Source organism: Dyella humi, assembly GCF_044904605.1.
Taxonomy (GTDB): domain Bacteria; phylum Pseudomonadota; class Gammaproteobacteria; order Xanthomonadales; family Rhodanobacteraceae; genus Dyella_B; species Dyella_B humi.
The window spans coordinates 1,404,648-1,421,074 of sequence record NZ_JADIKI010000022.1; the positions used below are offsets into that span (position 1 = coordinate 1,404,648).

The following is a 16,427-nucleotide window of genomic DNA, read 5'->3' on the forward strand; positions in this document are numbered from 1 at the left end:
TGCGCTTGGCTGAGAAGCGAGTGGCGGCGCAGAGCAGGGAATCCGTTGCACAGGCCCAGATGCGCCAGGATGACCGTCTCACCCAGTTGCACTTGCATAGGCATTTAGATCGTGACAAATTGACGTTGAGACTGGTATTCCCAGCCATCCTAGAGACGCTGCCGGGGAGGGCTGCCATGGATATTTTGGGTTGGATCCGCGATCAACTGACTGGCTTTTTTGGCCTAGGGCCCTTGCTGGAGATGCTCGCCTCCGGCAATTACCAGAAGCTGCTCACGGTAGACGGCTTCGGCAGCCTGATCGCACCCATCATCCCGCTGTTGTTGGTATTCGAACTCGTGCGCGGCCTCGTGCTGCGTCGCACCAAGCGCGAAGATTACCAAGTTCCACTTCTAGTGATGGTACTGAACCGTTTCATCGGCGCTTTTCTCACCATTGCCATGGTGGGCCTCTGTATCGGCCTGTTCAATCGCTTTGCTCCGTTTCAGGCCGGGCTCACTTGGTACGGACTGCTTTACGGCTACGTGGTATGGGAGCTGGCGCATTTCGTGTATCACTTTCTCGCACACAAAGTGCGCCTGCTGTGGTGTTTGCATTCCACTCACCATGCGCCCGTTGCGATGAATCTGTCGGTGAACTTTGCGCACATCTTTCTCGAAGGCACCTATGCCGACTTTGTGCGCACGAGCATCTGCATACTGCTGGGAGTAAGTCCGCCACTCCTGGTCCTGATCATGATCATCGATAGCTTCTGGGGCAGTTTCATTCACCTTGGTGAGAATGTGCTACCAGAGGGGAAGCTTGGTGTGTTTTATCGTGTAGTGCTGACACCGTCGCACCATCGTGTTCATCATGCACGCAACGTGCTCTACATGGACACCAACTTCTGCAACTTGCTACCGATCTGGGATCGCATCTTCGGCACTTATATGGAAGTGCATAAGGACGTCCGGATTGAATACGGCATCACTCGACCAGTAAAACCTTACAGCGTGCTTGATGCCTATCTAGGTGAATTCTGGTTGCTAGGACGAGACGTATGGCGTGCGCCGGGTATACGCAACAAGCTGCTGTATCTGGTTATGCCGCCAGGCTGGAGCCACGACGGCGACCATCACACTGCCAAAGCGGCCAAGGAAGCGCTGCAGACGCAGCAGAGATCTGGAACGCATGCAGAGGCTGGCATTTAGCCGCAACACTGCTCCATAAAACCTACGCGTGTATCTCGTCTACGCAGATTTGATCTAGATCAAGTTCACGCTATGGCAACACATGACATTGCAAAGTCGAACTCGCTAAGGTTCACGCCACGGCGTTCGCTGGTGATGTGTTTGATTTCTATATCGTTCTGTTTCAATTCGCATCGATCGAACGAAAGCAATAGCTGATCTGTGCGAGGCCGGCTTTCCAGTGCCCGGCCGTAAAAGACGACAGATCCTGGAGAACGATCTGATGCTTTGCAGGCGGTAAAAAGAGAGAGTCGATTCGGTGACATGGATCAATACACGGCAAAAGGCCCTTTTACAGCGAAGCCGCCGTTTTCATCCGCTTCATCGAGGAGGATTCTTCAATGCGCGCCTATCAACGTTTTGCTTATGTGTCCCTGACTGCACTGGCCATCGGGTTGGGTGGATGTCAGGGCTACGTCAAGAAGGCCGATTTTGACTCAGCCATTGGCGACCTGCGTGCCAACCAACAGAAGCAGCAGCAGGAAATCGACGGTCTGACGCAGCAGATGCAGCAAAAATTTGCTCAATACGACGCGAAGATCGCGGAGATGAACGGTCGTATCCATGTCGATACGGCTTCCCACTTCGCTTTCAACGACGCCACGCTGCGCGATCAGGACAAGCCCTTGCTCGACGATTTCGCCAAGATCGTGTCGAAAAACTATCCGCAGGCCGTGGTCACGGTGGAAGGGTTTACCGATGCCGCGGGTGGTTCGGCTTACAACATGCGGCTAGGGCGCAAGCGTGCGGATGCCGTGCGCGATTACCTGGTGAACACGGGCGGCATGCCGGCCGATCAGGTGCGCACAGTCAGCTACGGCAAGGCGCTCAATCGCCAGGTGATCAAGGGCAAATCGGGTGATGATGGAGAACCCAATCGTCGCGTAAGCCTGGTGGTGGATTTTGCCGGCACTCAAGCCCAGGCGTCCCCGCAAACGACTCCACAAGCTCCGCAAGGATGAGGCCACATGCCGCTGATGCCTTGCCGTCGTTGCACGGCAGGCATCAGCCGCTGATCGTTCAGGCCAGGATCGGATACCTGTCTTGAAAGGCCAACGGGTTGGCCTTTACTTGAACTTCCCAAAACACAACCTTTCCGGTGTCTAGCCGCACATACTCGGTTTGATGCAACGGATAAAGGGGAAGTCTGTGTCAGGGGAAAGTCAGGGAGTGATGCGCGTGGCACGCATCAAAAGTGCTGCGGCCGAGGCTGAGAAGAAGATCGGTGAAAATGACCGTGGAAATTCCTACGACCTGATGCGGCACTTCGCTGCTGTGCTCGTGCTATATAGCCACCAATTTGCCCTGCATGGATCAGTGGAGCCGATCTATCCATTTTGGGATACCTATGGCTTCGTTGCAGTCGCCATCTTCTTTTCAATCTCCGGCTACTTTATGCCGGCTAGTTTTAAACGATCCGGCAATTTTATCGAATTTAGCAAGCGGCGGTTAAGACGCCTGTTACCTGCCATGGTGGTGTGCGCGTTTTTGATGACCTATGTTCTGGGCGCTATCTACACAAGCGAGACAAAGTGGGACTACTTCACATCTAACTTCGCACTGGTAACTTTCCTGAAGTATTCGATATTTTTGGGTCAGGCAATTCCGGGGGTTTTTGCGAACTATATTTATCCAAACGCGATTAATGGAAGTCTCTGGACGCTGCCCATTGAGTGCGTCTGTTACATCACAATCGGTGTCGCGCTGTCTTTTTCACAATCCTGGAAGGTCATTCTTGCTCTCTTTGCCGGATCGATCCTGGGAACAGCATCGCTTGTGCATACCGGTACCGGATTTGCGTTTTACGGTGTTCCACTGAATTACCTTTGCATGTTCGGGATATGCTTTAGTGGCGGAGCCCTGCTATCCGTAACAAAAGAGACTTGGTATCCAAACAAGTGGTTACTTTTGATGTTTGGGATTGCTGGCATGTTCCTCATGCCAGGCAAGCTCGAATATAGTGTTATCGGAACGCTTGGCATTACAATCGTCGTTGCGATTATCGGAGAGTCATTCAGCGAAAAGCTAATAAACGGAAAATTCGACATTTCGTACGGTGTGTATATTTACGGATTTCCGATCCAGCAAATCGTTATTAATGAAATTACACATCGGTTCTGGCTTGGAATGGCGATATCTCTCGTTCTTGCATTGGCTGCTGGGTATCTTTCTTACCGTTTCGTCGAAAAGCCTTTTCTTCGCAAAGGTCACAAGACTCAGTCATCATCCGACACTGCAATGGTTGGCTTACCTGAACCTGATTAGCAGGCTGATCAAATCGGTCTATTTCTTACCTTGCAGTCGCGCCACATGGCTGGCGAGGCTCGCCGCGACCAGGCGCATGACCGATGGTGCGTCCAGCGAAGGATCGTCGAACAGCATTTCCAGCGTAGCGTAGGCCATGCTGTCGGCCACGCGGCTGATGAGTTCCAGATCTTCTTTCGCGACTTTCGGAAACGCCTGGCTCAGCCGTGCGGTGGCCTGCGAGGCGACTTCCTTGGCTGATTCCAGTCGAACGTCTTGAAGCATGGGTATCGCACGCAGTGCGCGCATGATCCAGATGCCGCCGGTGGTTTCGCGCGTGACCTTGTAGGTTTCCAGCAAAAGTCCCGTGATCGCGTCTTCCAGCTTTTTCGCCGAGCCGAACGCGGCAGGCGTCAGCCACTGGGGAATCAGCGCATTCTGCTTCTGCATCAGACGCAGGCCGAGCTCATGCAGCATCGCGTACTTGTTGGGGAAGTAGCGATATAGCGCCGGCGGCGACAATTTCGCGCGCTCGCATATCAAGTTGGTGGTGAGCAGTTCGAAGCCGACATCGGCAAGCACCTGCGCGGTGACGGTGAGCAGGTGCTCGTAGGTTTCGGCGGCGCGTGACTGCGCCGGCATTACTTTGGGACTCAGGGCGAGCTTGGGGCGTTTGGCCGTGCGGCGGGGCTGGGAGGGCACGGGGTGCGGTCCGGCAGGGGAGGGCTTGCGCCGATTATAGCGATAACTATATTGTAGTTAAAACTATCTTTTTGGGGTAAGTCGACGATGGCGAGCGCCGGGCGGGCCGCAGTGTCTTCCAGTAACGAACGCCTGGTCTTGGCGGTCGATCTGGGCACGTCGGGCTGCAAATGTGCGTTGGTGGGGCTGGATGGCAGTGTGCAGGCATGGGCGTTCCGACCCGTCTCGCTGCATCTGGTTGGGGAACATGGCGTAGAGCAGGATCCCGAGGATTGGTGGCAGGCCTTTCTCGGTGCGGCGCAGGAATTGCTGGCAGGTCATGCGCAGCGCCGCAGGCAGATCATTGCCGTTTGCTGTTCCGCTTTCGGCGAATGCACGGTGCCGGTGGATAAGCAGGGGAATGCGCTTTCGCGCGCCATGCTATGGCTGGATATGCGAGGCGCTGACGCCATTCGTCGACGCGCCCGCAGCGGAAGGCTGAATATCCAGGGCTACGGGCCGTTGAAGCTCGCGCGCTGGTTGCGGCTTACGGGTGGTGCGCCGTCGTTGTCCGGCAAAGATCCGGCCGGCCATATCGCCTGGCTGCACGATCACGACAAGCCGTTGTTCGAACGCACCTACAAGTTTCTCGGTGCGCTCGACTTCATGAATCTGCGGCTCACAGGCCGTTTTTGTTCCACCTACGATTCGGCGCTCACTACCTGGGCAACCGACAACCGCGACCTTTCGCGAGTGCGTTACGACGACCGGCTGCTGCGCATGCTGAAGCTCGATAGCAAGCAGCTGCCGGAGCTGTTGCCGTCCACCGAGGTGATCGGCCACCTGACGCCGAAGGTGGCCGAGACGCTTGGACTTTCCCCTGCCACCCGTGTTGTTGCCGGTGCAGTCGACAACTCTGCGGCGGCAATCGGCGCCGGCACCGTGCGCGATCGCGAGCTGCATCTCTATCTCGGTACGTCGTCATGGATCGGCGCACACATACCGGAAAAACGTACGAATCTCAGCGCGTTTATCGCATCGTTGCCCTGCGCACAAAAAGATCGCTACCTGGCCATGGCCATGCAATCGGCCGCATGCAGCAATCTGACCATGCTGCGCGATCGCATCCTGTTCCATCCGGACGAGCTGATGCGTGATGACTCTCGGCCGGACGTCTATGCGCTGCTCGACAACATTGCCGACCGCGTGCCTGCCGGATCGCGTGGACTGATTTATCTCCCGTGGCTGCAAGGCGAGCGCACACCGGTGGACGATCGTCACCTACGTGCGGGTTTGTTCAACCTGTCGCTGGAACACACACGAGAAGACATGATCCGCGCGTTTCTCGAAGGCGTGGCGTTGAACACGCGCTGGATGCTGGAGCCCATGCTGACCTTCGTCGGTTGCAATAGGGGAGCGTCGATGACGGTGGTCGGTGGTGGTGGCCAGTCGCACGTGTGGTGTCAGATGATCGCAGACGTCACCGGTATGGTGATCGAGCAACCTGTCGCGCCGATTCAGGCCAATGCAGTGGGCGCTGCCTTCATCGCAGGCGTCGGTCTCGGCGAAATGTCGTTCAACGATGTCCCCGCCTTATGCCAGCGCGAGCGGCGATTCGAGCCGCGCGAAGCCTTGCGGCATCTCTACGACGATCGTTTCGGCACGTTCAAGGAACTGCATCGGCGCCTCGCGCCGCTTTACCGTCGCATCAATCAGCATCGGAGTGCGCCGCGATGAAATTTCAAAGCGTCCGCCAGCAAGTGGTCGACATGAGCGTGAAGCTGGCCGATCACGGTTACTTTGCCGCGACGGGCGGCAATCTTGCGCTGAAGGTTGATGATGAGCACATCGTCGTCACGCCATCGGCCACGGACTATTACCAGATGACGGCGGAAGATGTCTGCGTGCTGAGGCTACGCGACCTCGCCAAAGTCGATGGCGATCGCAAACCGTCGGTGGAAACAGGCATGCATGCCAAGGTGTTGCGCATCCGCGCCGATTGCCGCGCCAGCATTCATACGCATCAGCCGATTGCGAGTGCGTGCACTCTGCTCGGACAGCCGGTGCCGGTGAGTCGTGCCGAAGATCGTGCATTGCTTGGCGATGAAGTGCGGATCGTCGGTTATGCGCCGTCGGGTACGAGCTGGCTGTCGAGCAAACTTGCCAAGGCGCTGCGACCGGATGCCAACGCCTATCTGTTACGCACGCATGGTGCCATTTGCTGCGGCACCAGCGCAGAGCGTGCGCTGCGTGCCATCTCCGCACTCGAAGCGCTGACACGCGATTACCTGCGCGAGCGCATCGCCGCGCGTGCGGCGCAATCCTCACCTCAACAGGCCGCGTTGCAGCGTCTGCTGGCAACGCTTGATGCCCAACCCATTCAGGAACTGGTCGTATGAACTTCTACGATGCGTCCACCGTGACCGCCGACAGTGCGATCTCTCAATGGCCGGATACCGATTCGCTTTATCGCCGTTTCGATACGCTGGTGAAGCAGCCGATCCGGCCGATCCGTCGCGATGCGATGGCCAAGGTGCTCGATTACTTCGAAACACGCTGTCAGAGCTCCAAGCGCCTGTCGGAGCAGGCCAAGCAAGTGATTCCGGGCGGTGTGCAGCACAACCTAGCGTTCAACTATCCGTTCCCGCTTGCGATCCGGGAATCGCGCGACGCGCATATGACGGACGTGGACGGCAATCGCTACATCGATTTTCTGCAAGCCGGCGGGCCGACCTTGCTGGGCTCCAATTATCCGGCCGTGCTTGCGCAGGTGCAGACACTATTGAACGAATGCGGGCCGATCACCGGTTTGCTGCACGAATACGAGGTGAAACTGGCGGAACTGGTTTGCCAAGTTATGCCAGGCGTCGAGATGCTGCGCATGATGGGCTCCGGCACGGAAGCGGTGATGGGTGCGATCCGTCTAGCGCGCGCGTACACCGGCAAGAAGTGCGTGATCAAAATCGGTGGCGGTTACCACGGATGGAGTGACCAGATGGTGTACGGCATGCGCTTGCCGAACACCGGTCGCATGGAGGCGATCGGCATTCCGCGCGGCGCAACCGCTACCACGCAGGAAAGCCTGCCGAACGATCTCGATGCGATCCGCCGCAAGTTGATGTGGAATCGCCTGCGCGGTGGCACCGCTGCCGTTATCGTAGAGCCGTTCGGGCCAGAAAGCGGTACCAGGCCGGTGACGCGCAACTTCAACGCTGGGCTACGCAAGCTTTGCGATGAATTCAATGCCTTGTTGATCTTCGATGAAGTGGTGACCGGTTTTCGCGCAGGCATGGGCGGTGCGCAGGGCTACTTCGGCATCAAGCCCGACTTGACCATACTCGGCAAGTGCCTCACCGGCGGTTATCCGATGGCAGGCGGTATTGGTGGCCGGCGCGACATCATGATGATGCTGGTCGGTGGCATCGGCACCACTGCCAAGCGCGCCTTTGTCGGCGGCACGCTTACCGCGAATCCCTTGTCATGCGCGGCGGGCTACTACGCCTTGCTGGAAATGCAGCGCACGCAAGCCGCGGTGAAGGCAGGCCGCGCCGGCGACCGCTTGAGGCAAGGACTGGAACAGATCATCGAGCGCCTCGGCCTGCCTTACGTCGCCTACAACATGGGCTCGATCGTGCATCTGCAGACGTCCGGTGTGATGCTGCTGGATACCAGCAATCTGCTCAAGCTCATTCGCGTGAAGAATGAAGCCAAAGAGCGCAAACACATGATGGAGGAAATGGGTGCGGCGTACACCGCGCATGGGTTGATCACCTTGGCGGGGAGTCGCATCTACACCAGCCTCGCGGACACCGACGAGGTGATCGACGATGCGCTTAATCGTTTCGAAGACGTGCTGAAACTGGTGTGATGCCCATGGCGCTCGAAAACCTTCTCCTTGATGCGATGCATCGCTTGGACGACAAGCATCTGCTTGGTGCGGACGGCAGCGTTTCCGTAAGACTGCCTGGCACGCATGACCTGCTGATCGGTACGCTCGGTGCTGAGCCGGTGCGTGTGCCGCTGTCCGCCAAGCCGAAAAGCGAATCGGCGCAGCAGCATATCGCGGTTTATGCGGCGCGCCCCGATGTAGGAGCAATTGCGCTGGGCGGCGGTGCTTTCGGGCGCATGCTCGGAAGCTTCGGTGGCCATCTTCCGCAATTGTTTGACGAACAGGCCAGGCATCTGGGTGCTACCGCTGCACCGATGCTCCGTCACGCCGATGACTTGCAGGCGGACGCACGGCAATGCCTTGCAACCGGCGGCAACGTGTGGGCCAGTGAGCATGGCGTGTTGGTATTCGGCAGCACGGTGCACCGGCTCGTGCTCAATGCAGAACTTCTGGAGAAGTGCGCCAAGGCCTATGTGCTTGCTTTGGCCACGGGCGGGCGGTTGTACACGCTGCCATGGTGGGTTTGCCGCATTGCCAATGGACGATTGAAGAAGGATCAAAAGCGCGCCGCGCAATGTTTTGCGCAAGGACAGTTACCGGAAGAAGTGAGAGGTTACTGAGGGGGAACGTCATGTCGCCGTACCAAACACGCCTTTGCACAAGACATCCATGAATACATCGGTCTCGGTGCACTTCAAACCTTCCGAAACCGTCGCCGCGCTAACGGTCGGTTGCGTGGCGTTGCTGGTGCTCGGCCTGCAACCGGCGTTGCTGGGAAGCCTGTTGGACCAACAGCGCATTTCGATGGAAGGCGTCGGCCTCGTCGCCATGGGCGAAATCTTCGCGTTGGGCATCGGCACCATTCTCGCGGAAAAGTGGCTGCCGTTGAACCGCCTTCGCACGGTTGCCGTGGTGGCAAGCCTGGTGCTGGTGTCCATCAATCTGTTGACGCTGACGGCCCATGGCGACCTGATCTGCGTAGCTTGGCGTGTGGCGGCAGGGCTTGCCGAGGCCTGCCTGTTCTGGATTGCGACGATGGTCATTGTTCGCTCACCGCAACCGGATCGCCTGGCCGGTATTTTCCTCACGGTACAGACGTGCGTGCAGGCGCTCGCCGCTCTGGCGCTTGCCAAAATATCGATCGCTTCGCTCGGTTGGGGTGAGGCCTTCGTGCTGCTTGCCGTGCTTTGTGTGCTGCCGTTGCTGGTCGCACGGCGACTGCCTGCACGACTTGGCGCGCATACGGAAGAAATTCAACCTTCCGTCGTTTCATGGACAGGCTTCTTCGCGCTGCTGGTGCCTTTTCTGCACATGAGCGCGGTGGGAGCACTGTGGGCCTATTTCGAGCCTGTGGTGAATGCTGCCGGTATCGGTATTTCGATCGATGCGCTCGCCGCGCTCGTGCTGGCCATGCAGATTGTGGGCGGCGGCGCGGCGGCTGTCATCGTGCGCCGATGGAGAGTTTTACAGGCGCTGGTTGTCAGTGCGTTGGCGTTTGCAGCCATCGGCATCGCCATGCATCGGCTGGCGCCGCACAGTTCCTTGGTTTTTGTCGTGCTATGCGTGGTGTTCGGCTTCGTGTGGTTGTTTCAGATGCCGTTTCATATCCGGCTGGCGTTCGATATCGATCCGCGCGGGCGCATCGCCATGCTGGTGCCCCCCGCGCAGTTGGTTGGCACCGGTTTTGGGCCTTTGGTGACGTCATTGAGCGTACATGGCAACGACGTACATCACGTCCCGCTATTGGTCGCGGGATTTTCGGCATGCGTATTGGTGGCAGTGATGGGGGTGAAGCTCGGTGTTCTCTCCAGGCAGAGATCACGCGGAGCTTTATCGGGTGAGGGGGACGTCAAATAGACGATACGCATCGCGCCAACAGCGATGCCGTGACTTGAGGGGAGAATGGCATGAACATGCGTCAACATAAGTTGTCCACGTGCCTGCGTCAGGCGCTCTACGGTGGTGCAGCGTTGCTGTTGTTTGCAGCACTGCCGGCCGCGGCTGAGGGGGCAGGGCAGGACACCAACAACAACGCGGCGACGAAAAAGCCCGGAGCAGGCCAGCAGGCACCTGATGCCAGCCAAGCCAAGCAACTTGGCAATATCACGGTAACGGCACAAAGCCGCACGCAGCAAATGGAACAGGTACCGATTCCGCTGCAGATCCTTACCGCAAAGCAGATCGAAACGCAGGCTGCCACCGATCTCAGCAAGATCTCGCTGTTCGTGCCGGGCTTGGTGGTGGATGGCAGCCAGCCCACTCAGCCGAACTATTCGCTGCGCGGCATCAGCACCAGCGACTTCGGTATCGGCACCGAATCGGCGGTGGGTGTCTACATCGACGGTGTGTATGCGGCGCGCTCCGGTGGCGCCTTGCTGGCCTTCAACGACATCGACCGCATTGAGGTACTGAAAGGCCCACAAGGCACGTTGTTCGGCCGCAATGCGGCGGGTGGCGCGATCTCCATCGTCACCAACGAGCCCACCGACACATTCGAAGGCAAAGCCTTGATACGCGTAGGCAATGAAGGCGAGCGTTACGAGAGCGCGCTGGTCAACCTTCCGCTCAACAAAGACATGGCGCTGCGCGTCAGCGTGCTCGACAACCAGAGCAACGGCTGGATTCGTGACCAGGCCAACGGGCAGCGCTACGGCAAGAACGACGATTGGGGCAGCCGCATGGTCTACCGCTGGAACATCACGCCGAACACGCGCGTGCTGTGGTCGTGGGATCACGAGCGGCTGGATCAGCCGCCGCGTCCGGCGATCGGACTGGTACCGCTGTCCAATGATACGAACGAACGTCCACCTTATCCGCCGAATCCCGCTACCTATCTGAATCCGCTTACCGCGCCGCTGTACAACGATGCGATCCAGGCACGCGAATGGCGGCATTTCGACGGCTCCACGCTGACCATCGATCACTCCTTTTCGTGGGGCAGTTTCACCTCAACCACAGCGTGGCGCCACTTCAATACGTTCAACGATGAAGACAACGATGGCACCGATCACATCGTCAGCTATCTCGACACCGCCAACATCGAGCACAACAACAGCTACTACCAGGAGTTCAAGCTGTCGGGTTACAACGACCTGATGGATTGGGTGTCCGGCGTGAGCTTCTATTCCGAGCAAGCGCGCCAGACCAGCCAGGTGAATACCAACACCAGCAGCCTGGACACGCTGGCGCAGAACGTCGACGGGCTTGGCCTGCCGCTCACCGAAATCACCCAGGGCCTGCAGGCGCTCGGTCTGCCTTACAGTCTGCTCAACGATCCGTGGCGCGAACAGATCAACAACGTCGGCAAGTTCAAGGCGTATGCCGCCTTTGGCGACGTGATTTGGCATGTAAACGACAAGCTCGATCTCACCACCGGCCTGCGTTACACCCAGGACCAAAAGGACTTCACATGGTTCACTCCGCTGCGCCAAGCGGATGCGTTCGACCAAACCGTGGCCGCGCTCGCATCCAGCGGCATCGTCGGCCTGCTGCCGACGACGGCGCAAGAAGCGCTTGCAGCATTCAGCGGAAATGTCATCTTTCCCAATGCGGTGGGGCAATGGGTGTCGGTACATCACACCTGGCACGACTTCAGTCCGCGCGCGGTGGCGAGCTATAAGTTCACGCCGAACGTGATGGCTTACATGTCGGTCGCCAAGGGTTACAAAGCCGGTGGCTATAACAGCCTGCAGGTAGGCTCGTTGTATGCACCGGAAAAAGTGTGGAACTACGAAGGCGGCATCAAGGCGGTGGTGCCCGAATACAACCTGCTGTTCAACGCATCGGTGTACTACTACCGCTACTCGAATCTGCAGTCCTCCGTGCTCAACCCCAACTTCACTGGATCAGGGGTGCCGTTCTACACCGTGATGACCAGCGACCAGCACGCACATGGACTTGATTTCGAGGCGCAATGGCAACCTACGGATGCGCTCCGCTTGAACTTCACCAGCGCTTATATCGACAGCACTTATACCAAGGGCACCTCCACCTCGGGCGTCGACCTGTCCGGGCAGTCCACGGGCGAACCTTCCTTCTCTGCGACGGCTGGCTTCGACTACACCTGGCACGGCGTCTATCACGGCGATCTGGAGTTGAACATGCAATACGCGTATCGCGGCCATACGCGCTGCAATGCCGACTCCGGCTTTCAGGGCACCTGTCTGAGCACACCGCTATTTAGCGTGGGCACCTCCACGCAGCGCACCGATGCACGCCTGGACTGGCATACGCCGGATCAGCGCTGGGGCGTGGGTTTGTACGTCAACAACATGTTCAACAAGCGCTACGTGCTCGGCATCGGCAACGACAGCACCAATGATTTCGGTACGCCGTATGCCACCATTACACCGCCGCGCACGTATGGTGTGGAAATGCGAGCGAAGTTCTGAGTGGATTCGACCCGAGAAAGACACTTGCATTCTAAACGGCCATATCTTCGCGTCTAATTCTGAAAGTGGAACGTAACTAGAAAGCCGAGGCATTGCTGCCTCGGCTTTCTGCTTTTTGACAAATCTCGATCCACGCGGCATACAAATCCATGCAACTGTCCTTCTACGCAAGCGTTTATCAGTCGTCGTTTGGACGCATGGATACACGTAAAGCAATGTTGTCACATTAGTGCGAGTGATTGGCCTCATATGACATGGCCATCATCCGCGACATGTTCGACAAATCAGAAGCGAACATCTTCCGTTCCATGCAGCACTTCTAGTTGCCTGATGAGAAGGTCAGTCGGCCGTCACGCAGGCAACATTAATTTGTAACTGTTGGTGATAAAAATAGTGCGCGATGAGGCAAGTGCCACTCCATGGTGGCTGTTGCCTCATCGCGCTAAGTGTTCGCAAGCGAGGTTGGCGGTTGGGGACATGCGGCGTTGTCCATCACTCAGGAACAATGTCTGGAGGCTCTAACATGAAACTTCGTTCAAAGAAGTGGCCGTTGCATGCGCTCAAATGTGCGCTGTTGCTTTCCATCGCCGCTGTCGTATCGCCCAAGGCGTCGGCAGCGGCCGAACCGTGCGTTTATAACAATCAGAACATCATCTCCACCTGGCGAGGCCTCCATAACGATCGCAATATGGTGATCGTGATTGCCCATCGCGGCTGGTGGGGCGAACACAGAGGGCCGTCCAACTCGTGCGGCGCGGACATCAATTACTTTACGAACAATCCGGAAAATTCCTTCTGGTCGATCATGGATGCGCTGCACACCGGCTTCGAGGCCGTGGAGGTCGATATCAAGATGACGCGGGATGGCGTTCCGATCCTGATGCACGACTACACCCTGGGACGCACCACGAACATCTACCAGCTTGATCGCCAGAACAAGTACGATCCGTACAGCGGCAGGGGCTTCAATCCTTACGTCAACCAGGTCAATTGGTACGGGACACTCGAGCATGGCTTCCTGCTCTCGACCGATCGTGGCCATGTGACGTCTGCACCTATTCCGGCGTTTGCGCAGCTACTGGACAAATACAAGACCGACAACACCAACGGCCTCCTCGTTCTGGACGTGAAGGATCGCGCAGCGATGCAGGAAGTTTGGCGCCTGATGAACGACCACGCAGACAGTCGCGGGAGCCTGGCGCGCAATTGGGTGGCGGTCAAGTTCAATCTGACGACCTATCCCAATCCTGCCGACCTCGAGGCGGATCTGTATCGGCACGCCAACCCGCATGGCGGATCGATCAATAACAAGTGGAATGAACCGTTCCTCGGCATTCCGGTGATTACCAATAACATGCTGGACAAGTTGCCGAATCTGGTAAGCATCGAAGAAGAATACATGCAGAAGGACTACACACTGGGTGTGGAAGTCAACCTCAACATGAAGAATGGCCGCCTACAACAAGCGTACAACGCAGTAGGCAACGCGCTGCACCCCGTAGGTATCTTCAACCCCCTTGCGGACCCCTATGCGTGGACGGGTACGGGTGAAAACCAGGCATTTTTCCAGAACACTGGACGGTGCTGCTATCGCCTCTACACGGTGCGCTTCGACGATAACTACATCGAGCGCCAGAACTGGTCATTCCTTTACGGAGACAACTGGAAGGCCTTCGACTTCATCACGACGGATGAAGCCGGCGGGATGATCGACGACCTCACCGCGAAGCATCTGCGTCAGGGCAACAACCTGATGATGAACTAAGCGCAGTCCGTGTCGGCTGGCGTGCTGCCGCGAATCACGTGTAGTGCGCCAGCTTTTCATAGCAAAGCATCCCTGTTATTGAGAAAGGTTTCGTCATGTCATTTCGCCGTCTGAGCGCCCTTGCACTCTTTTCGCTGCCGTTCGTCACCTCGTTTGCCCTTGCTCAGTCCACGGGCGACGATCCGGTCGTTCTTTCCATGGGTCATGAGCAGTGGACCGCTTCCCAATTCAAGCGAGTGATGGTGGATACGCCACCACAGCTGAAGGCGACGGCCGCTGAAGATCCCGCCTTATTCGCCAAGCGCTATGCAGAAATGCACTTGCTCGCGCAGTTGGGGCAATCCCGTCAGCTCGACCAAGATCCCGATGTGCGACAGCAGATCGAGTGGCTGCGTGAGGGCATCATGGCCAACGCGGCCAGGGAAGATATGTACCGGCGCGCGCAGGTGAGCGATGAGGAGGTCAAGCGCTACTACGACGCACATAGCGGAGACTTTATCGATTACTCACTGCAGCATCTGGTGATTCGCTATCACGGTTCCTCCATTCCCTTGAAGGCAGGGCAGAAGGACATGACGGAGGACCAAGCACGTGCGGAAGCGGAAACGCTGCGCAAGCAGATACTGCAGGGCAAGGATTTCGCCGAGTTGGTTGGTCAGTACTCGGATGATGCCGATTCCAAGAGCGAAGGTGGCATGCTGCCGGAGACGTCTTCGCGCAATCTTTTGCCGGAAATCGCACAAGGCGTTGCGGGGGTGAAGGAAAACGAGATATCCCAACCCATCAAGACGCAGTACGGCTATCACTTGGTGCGCGTCATCAAGCGATCGGCAAACACGTTCGAGGATGCGCGTCCGCACATTGTGATTTTGCTGAAAGGTGTGGCTGTCGACAAGCAGATCGAGGCGATGAAGCAAGCGCAACCGGTCACGTTGAACCCAGCTTTCTTTGGCGAGCATTCGACTCGATAGAGCCGCTCGTGGGTTGGGGTTCGACTTCGTCTCCCCCCAACCTACACACGTCATTGGTCTGTCAGCGGAAAAAGCATTCCTTGAACGGAAGCGTGGCGGCACCGGTCGCCACTGCATCGAACGGTGTCTGCGCGGACAAAATACGAGGAACGGGACGCACGTGGCCACGACGCGATAGGTTGTCGATCTCGATATGTGGAATGAGCCGGTTCGCGAGATCTTTCGGAATTCTTCCGCCGAGCACGATAGCCTGCGGATCGAGAATGGCGACAACGGCCGAAGCAATCACTGACAAGCCGGGCGCTACACGCTTGATCCAATGTTCGATGGCCGGCCAGCTCGGGTCGTAGCTTTCTACCATCGACTGGATATCCGGCAGGTTTAAACCGTCCTCGTTCAACAACGCACGCAGCGTTTCCAGTGCGGCGCGTTCGAGCCCCAGCCGCGGCAGCATACCGGCGAACTCGCCTGCGTTGCCGTGTGCACCGCGAATGCAGCGGCCATCCATCACCAGACCGCCGCCGAACCCGTGGCCGAAGTAGAAATAAGCGAAATCGCGAAATTGACGCCCCAGACCGTGCAGGCTTTCGCCGATGGCAGCAACGCTACCATCGTTGTCCAGCCATACCGGATGGTCTAATGCATCGGCAAAAAGCGCATCAAGTTCCACCAGGGCGAGTTCGTCCAGGGGCGAAGGGGGATTGACCTTGGCGCCATCGCCAATGAAAAAGCCGGTGATGCCCATGCCAATGCCGAACAGGCGGCGTTCGTTGACATGCGCCTTGCGCAGCAGGCGTTCGACCAGTGTGCGCACGCGTCGCAACAACGCGGCACGGCTGAGCGTCGGCATGGGCTCGTTATGATGGGCGAGTACATTACCGGCAAAGTCCATCAGCGCCAGCGCAATGGAATCGGTGGTGATCGATACGCCCATGGCATAGGCATAGTTGGCCCGCAGGCTGACGGCCATAGCGGGCTTGCCGCGGCCTTCCTGCGGTACCGCTTCGCCGAATTGCAGCATGCCCCGTTCGACGAGTTCATCCACCAGGCGCATGACCGATTGTGCGGTAAGGCCGGTGGCGCGTCCCAGTTCTGCTCGGGTGGTGGTGCCGCTTTTGCGCACCAGATCCAGAAGGTCGCGCTCGTTGGCCGACACGATGACGTCGGCATCATCGCCGCGCAGAAAGCCCGAATGTAATTCGCCTGCAAACGGAATGAGGGCCGACATAGATTCTTGTGTGTTTTGGCGGGAGGACT

13 protein-coding genes are annotated in these 16,427 nt (G+C 57.8%); 11 read left to right on the top strand and 2 right to left on the bottom strand.

The features are described from left to right. Nucleotides 1-5 precede the first annotated feature (5 nt). From ISP18_RS10930 to ISP18_RS10940, 3 genes are all read left to right on the top strand, one after another. Complete coding sequence (locus tag ISP18_RS10930) at nt 6-1,190, top strand: sterol desaturase family protein (RefSeq protein ID WP_404559521.1); 1,185 nt, start codon at nt 6-8, stop codon at nt 1,188-1,190. 380 nt (nt 1,191-1,570) lie between these two features. After that, nucleotides 1,571-2,191 carry an OmpA family protein gene (locus ISP18_RS10935; protein ID WP_380010784.1) on the top strand — a complete coding sequence of 207 codons (621 nt, stop codon included), beginning with the start codon at nt 1,571-1,573 and terminating at the stop codon, nt 2,189-2,191. A 217-nt stretch (nt 2,192-2,408) separates the two neighbouring features. Further along, entirely contained in the window at nt 2,409-3,494 is a 1,086-nt protein-coding gene (locus tag ISP18_RS10940) for an acyltransferase family protein (protein ID WP_380010787.1), read from the top strand. A gap of 18 nt (nt 3,495-3,512) precedes the next feature. On the opposite strand, the gene ISP18_RS10945 is transcribed toward ISP18_RS10940, so the two are convergent. Beyond that, nucleotides 3,513-4,175 carry a TetR/AcrR family transcriptional regulator gene (locus ISP18_RS10945; protein WP_380010790.1) on the bottom strand — a complete coding sequence of 221 codons (663 nt, stop codon included), beginning with the start codon at nt 4,173-4,175 and terminating at the stop codon, nt 3,513-3,515. Between the two features lie 111 nt (nt 4,176-4,286). Here ISP18_RS10945 and ISP18_RS10950 point away from each other — a divergent pair, with 111 nt between their 5' ends. From ISP18_RS10950 to ISP18_RS10985, 8 genes are all read left to right on the top strand, one after another. After that, a complete protein-coding gene (locus ISP18_RS10950) occupies nt 4,287-5,891 on the top strand; it encodes a xylulokinase (RefSeq protein ID WP_380010793.1) in 1,605 nt (534 codons plus the stop codon). Continuing rightward, on the top strand, nt 5,888-6,553 hold the full coding sequence (locus ISP18_RS10955; protein ID WP_380010796.1) for a class II aldolase/adducin family protein: 666 nt from the start codon (nt 5,888-5,890) through the stop codon (nt 6,551-6,553). The genes ISP18_RS10950 and ISP18_RS10955 overlap by 4 nt, the downstream gene beginning before the upstream one ends. Before the next feature lie 20 nt (nt 6,554-6,573). Beyond that, on the top strand, nt 6,574-8,022 hold the full coding sequence (locus tag ISP18_RS10960; RefSeq protein ID WP_380011062.1) for an aspartate aminotransferase family protein: 1,449 nt from the start codon (nt 6,574-6,576) through the stop codon (nt 8,020-8,022). 5 nt (nt 8,023-8,027) lie between these two features. Continuing rightward, nucleotides 8,028-8,663, top strand: coding sequence for a class II aldolase/adducin family protein (locus ISP18_RS10965; RefSeq protein WP_380010799.1), 636 nt, complete (start codon nt 8,028-8,030; stop codon nt 8,661-8,663). 49 nt (nt 8,664-8,712) lie between these two features. After that, nucleotides 8,713-9,900, top strand: coding sequence for an MFS transporter (locus ISP18_RS10970; protein ID WP_380010802.1), 1,188 nt, complete (start codon nt 8,713-8,715; stop codon nt 9,898-9,900). 50 nt (nt 9,901-9,950) lie between these two features. Continuing rightward, nucleotides 9,951-12,434, top strand: a complete 2,484-nt coding sequence (locus ISP18_RS10975) for a TonB-dependent receptor (protein WP_380010805.1) — start codon at nt 9,951-9,953, stop codon at nt 12,432-12,434. Between the two features lie 523 nt (nt 12,435-12,957). Continuing rightward, on the top strand, nt 12,958-14,199 hold the full coding sequence (locus tag ISP18_RS10980; protein WP_380010808.1) for a glycerophosphodiester phosphodiesterase family protein: 1,242 nt from the start codon (nt 12,958-12,960) through the stop codon (nt 14,197-14,199). A gap of 95 nt (nt 14,200-14,294) precedes the next feature. Continuing rightward, the gene (locus ISP18_RS10985; protein ID WP_380010811.1) at nt 14,295-15,170 is read left to right on the top strand and encodes a peptidylprolyl isomerase; all 876 of its coding nucleotides are present in this window, start codon (nt 14,295-14,297) and stop codon (nt 15,168-15,170) included. A gap of 61 nt (nt 15,171-15,231) precedes the next feature. Here ISP18_RS10985 and ISP18_RS10990 read toward each other — a convergent pair whose 3' ends face one another. Next, the gene (locus tag ISP18_RS10990; protein WP_380010814.1) at nt 15,232-16,398 is read right to left on the bottom strand and encodes an ROK family transcriptional regulator; all 1,167 of its coding nucleotides are present in this window, start codon (nt 16,396-16,398) and stop codon (nt 15,232-15,234) included. Nucleotides 16,399-16,427 lie beyond the last annotated feature (29 nt).

What these genes read in the sequence shown, in the direction of transcription:
- ISP18_RS10980 (WP_380010808.1), top strand. Translation starts at nt 12,958, where the DNA reads ATGAAACTTCGTTCAAAGAAGTGGCCGTTGCATGCGCTCAAATGTGCG.
- ISP18_RS10985 (WP_380010811.1), top strand. Translation starts at nt 14,295, where the DNA reads ATGTCATTTCGCCGTCTGAGCGCCCTTGCACTCTTTTCGCTGCCGTTC.
- ISP18_RS10955 (WP_380010796.1), top strand. Translation starts at nt 5,888, where the DNA reads ATGAAATTTCAAAGCGTCCGCCAGCAAGTGGTCGACATGAGCGTGAAG.
- ISP18_RS10990 (WP_380010814.1), bottom strand. Translation starts at nt 16,398, where the DNA reads ATGTCGGCCCTCATTCCGTTTGCAGGCGAATTACATTCGGGCTTTCTG.
- ISP18_RS10975 (WP_380010805.1), top strand. Translation starts at nt 9,951, where the DNA reads ATGAACATGCGTCAACATAAGTTGTCCACGTGCCTGCGTCAGGCGCTC.
- ISP18_RS10935 (WP_380010784.1), top strand. Translation starts at nt 1,571, where the DNA reads ATGCGCGCCTATCAACGTTTTGCTTATGTGTCCCTGACTGCACTGGCC.
- ISP18_RS10970 (WP_380010802.1), top strand. Translation starts at nt 8,713, where the DNA reads ATGAATACATCGGTCTCGGTGCACTTCAAACCTTCCGAAACCGTCGCC.
- ISP18_RS10965 (WP_380010799.1), top strand. Translation starts at nt 8,028, where the DNA reads ATGGCGCTCGAAAACCTTCTCCTTGATGCGATGCATCGCTTGGACGAC.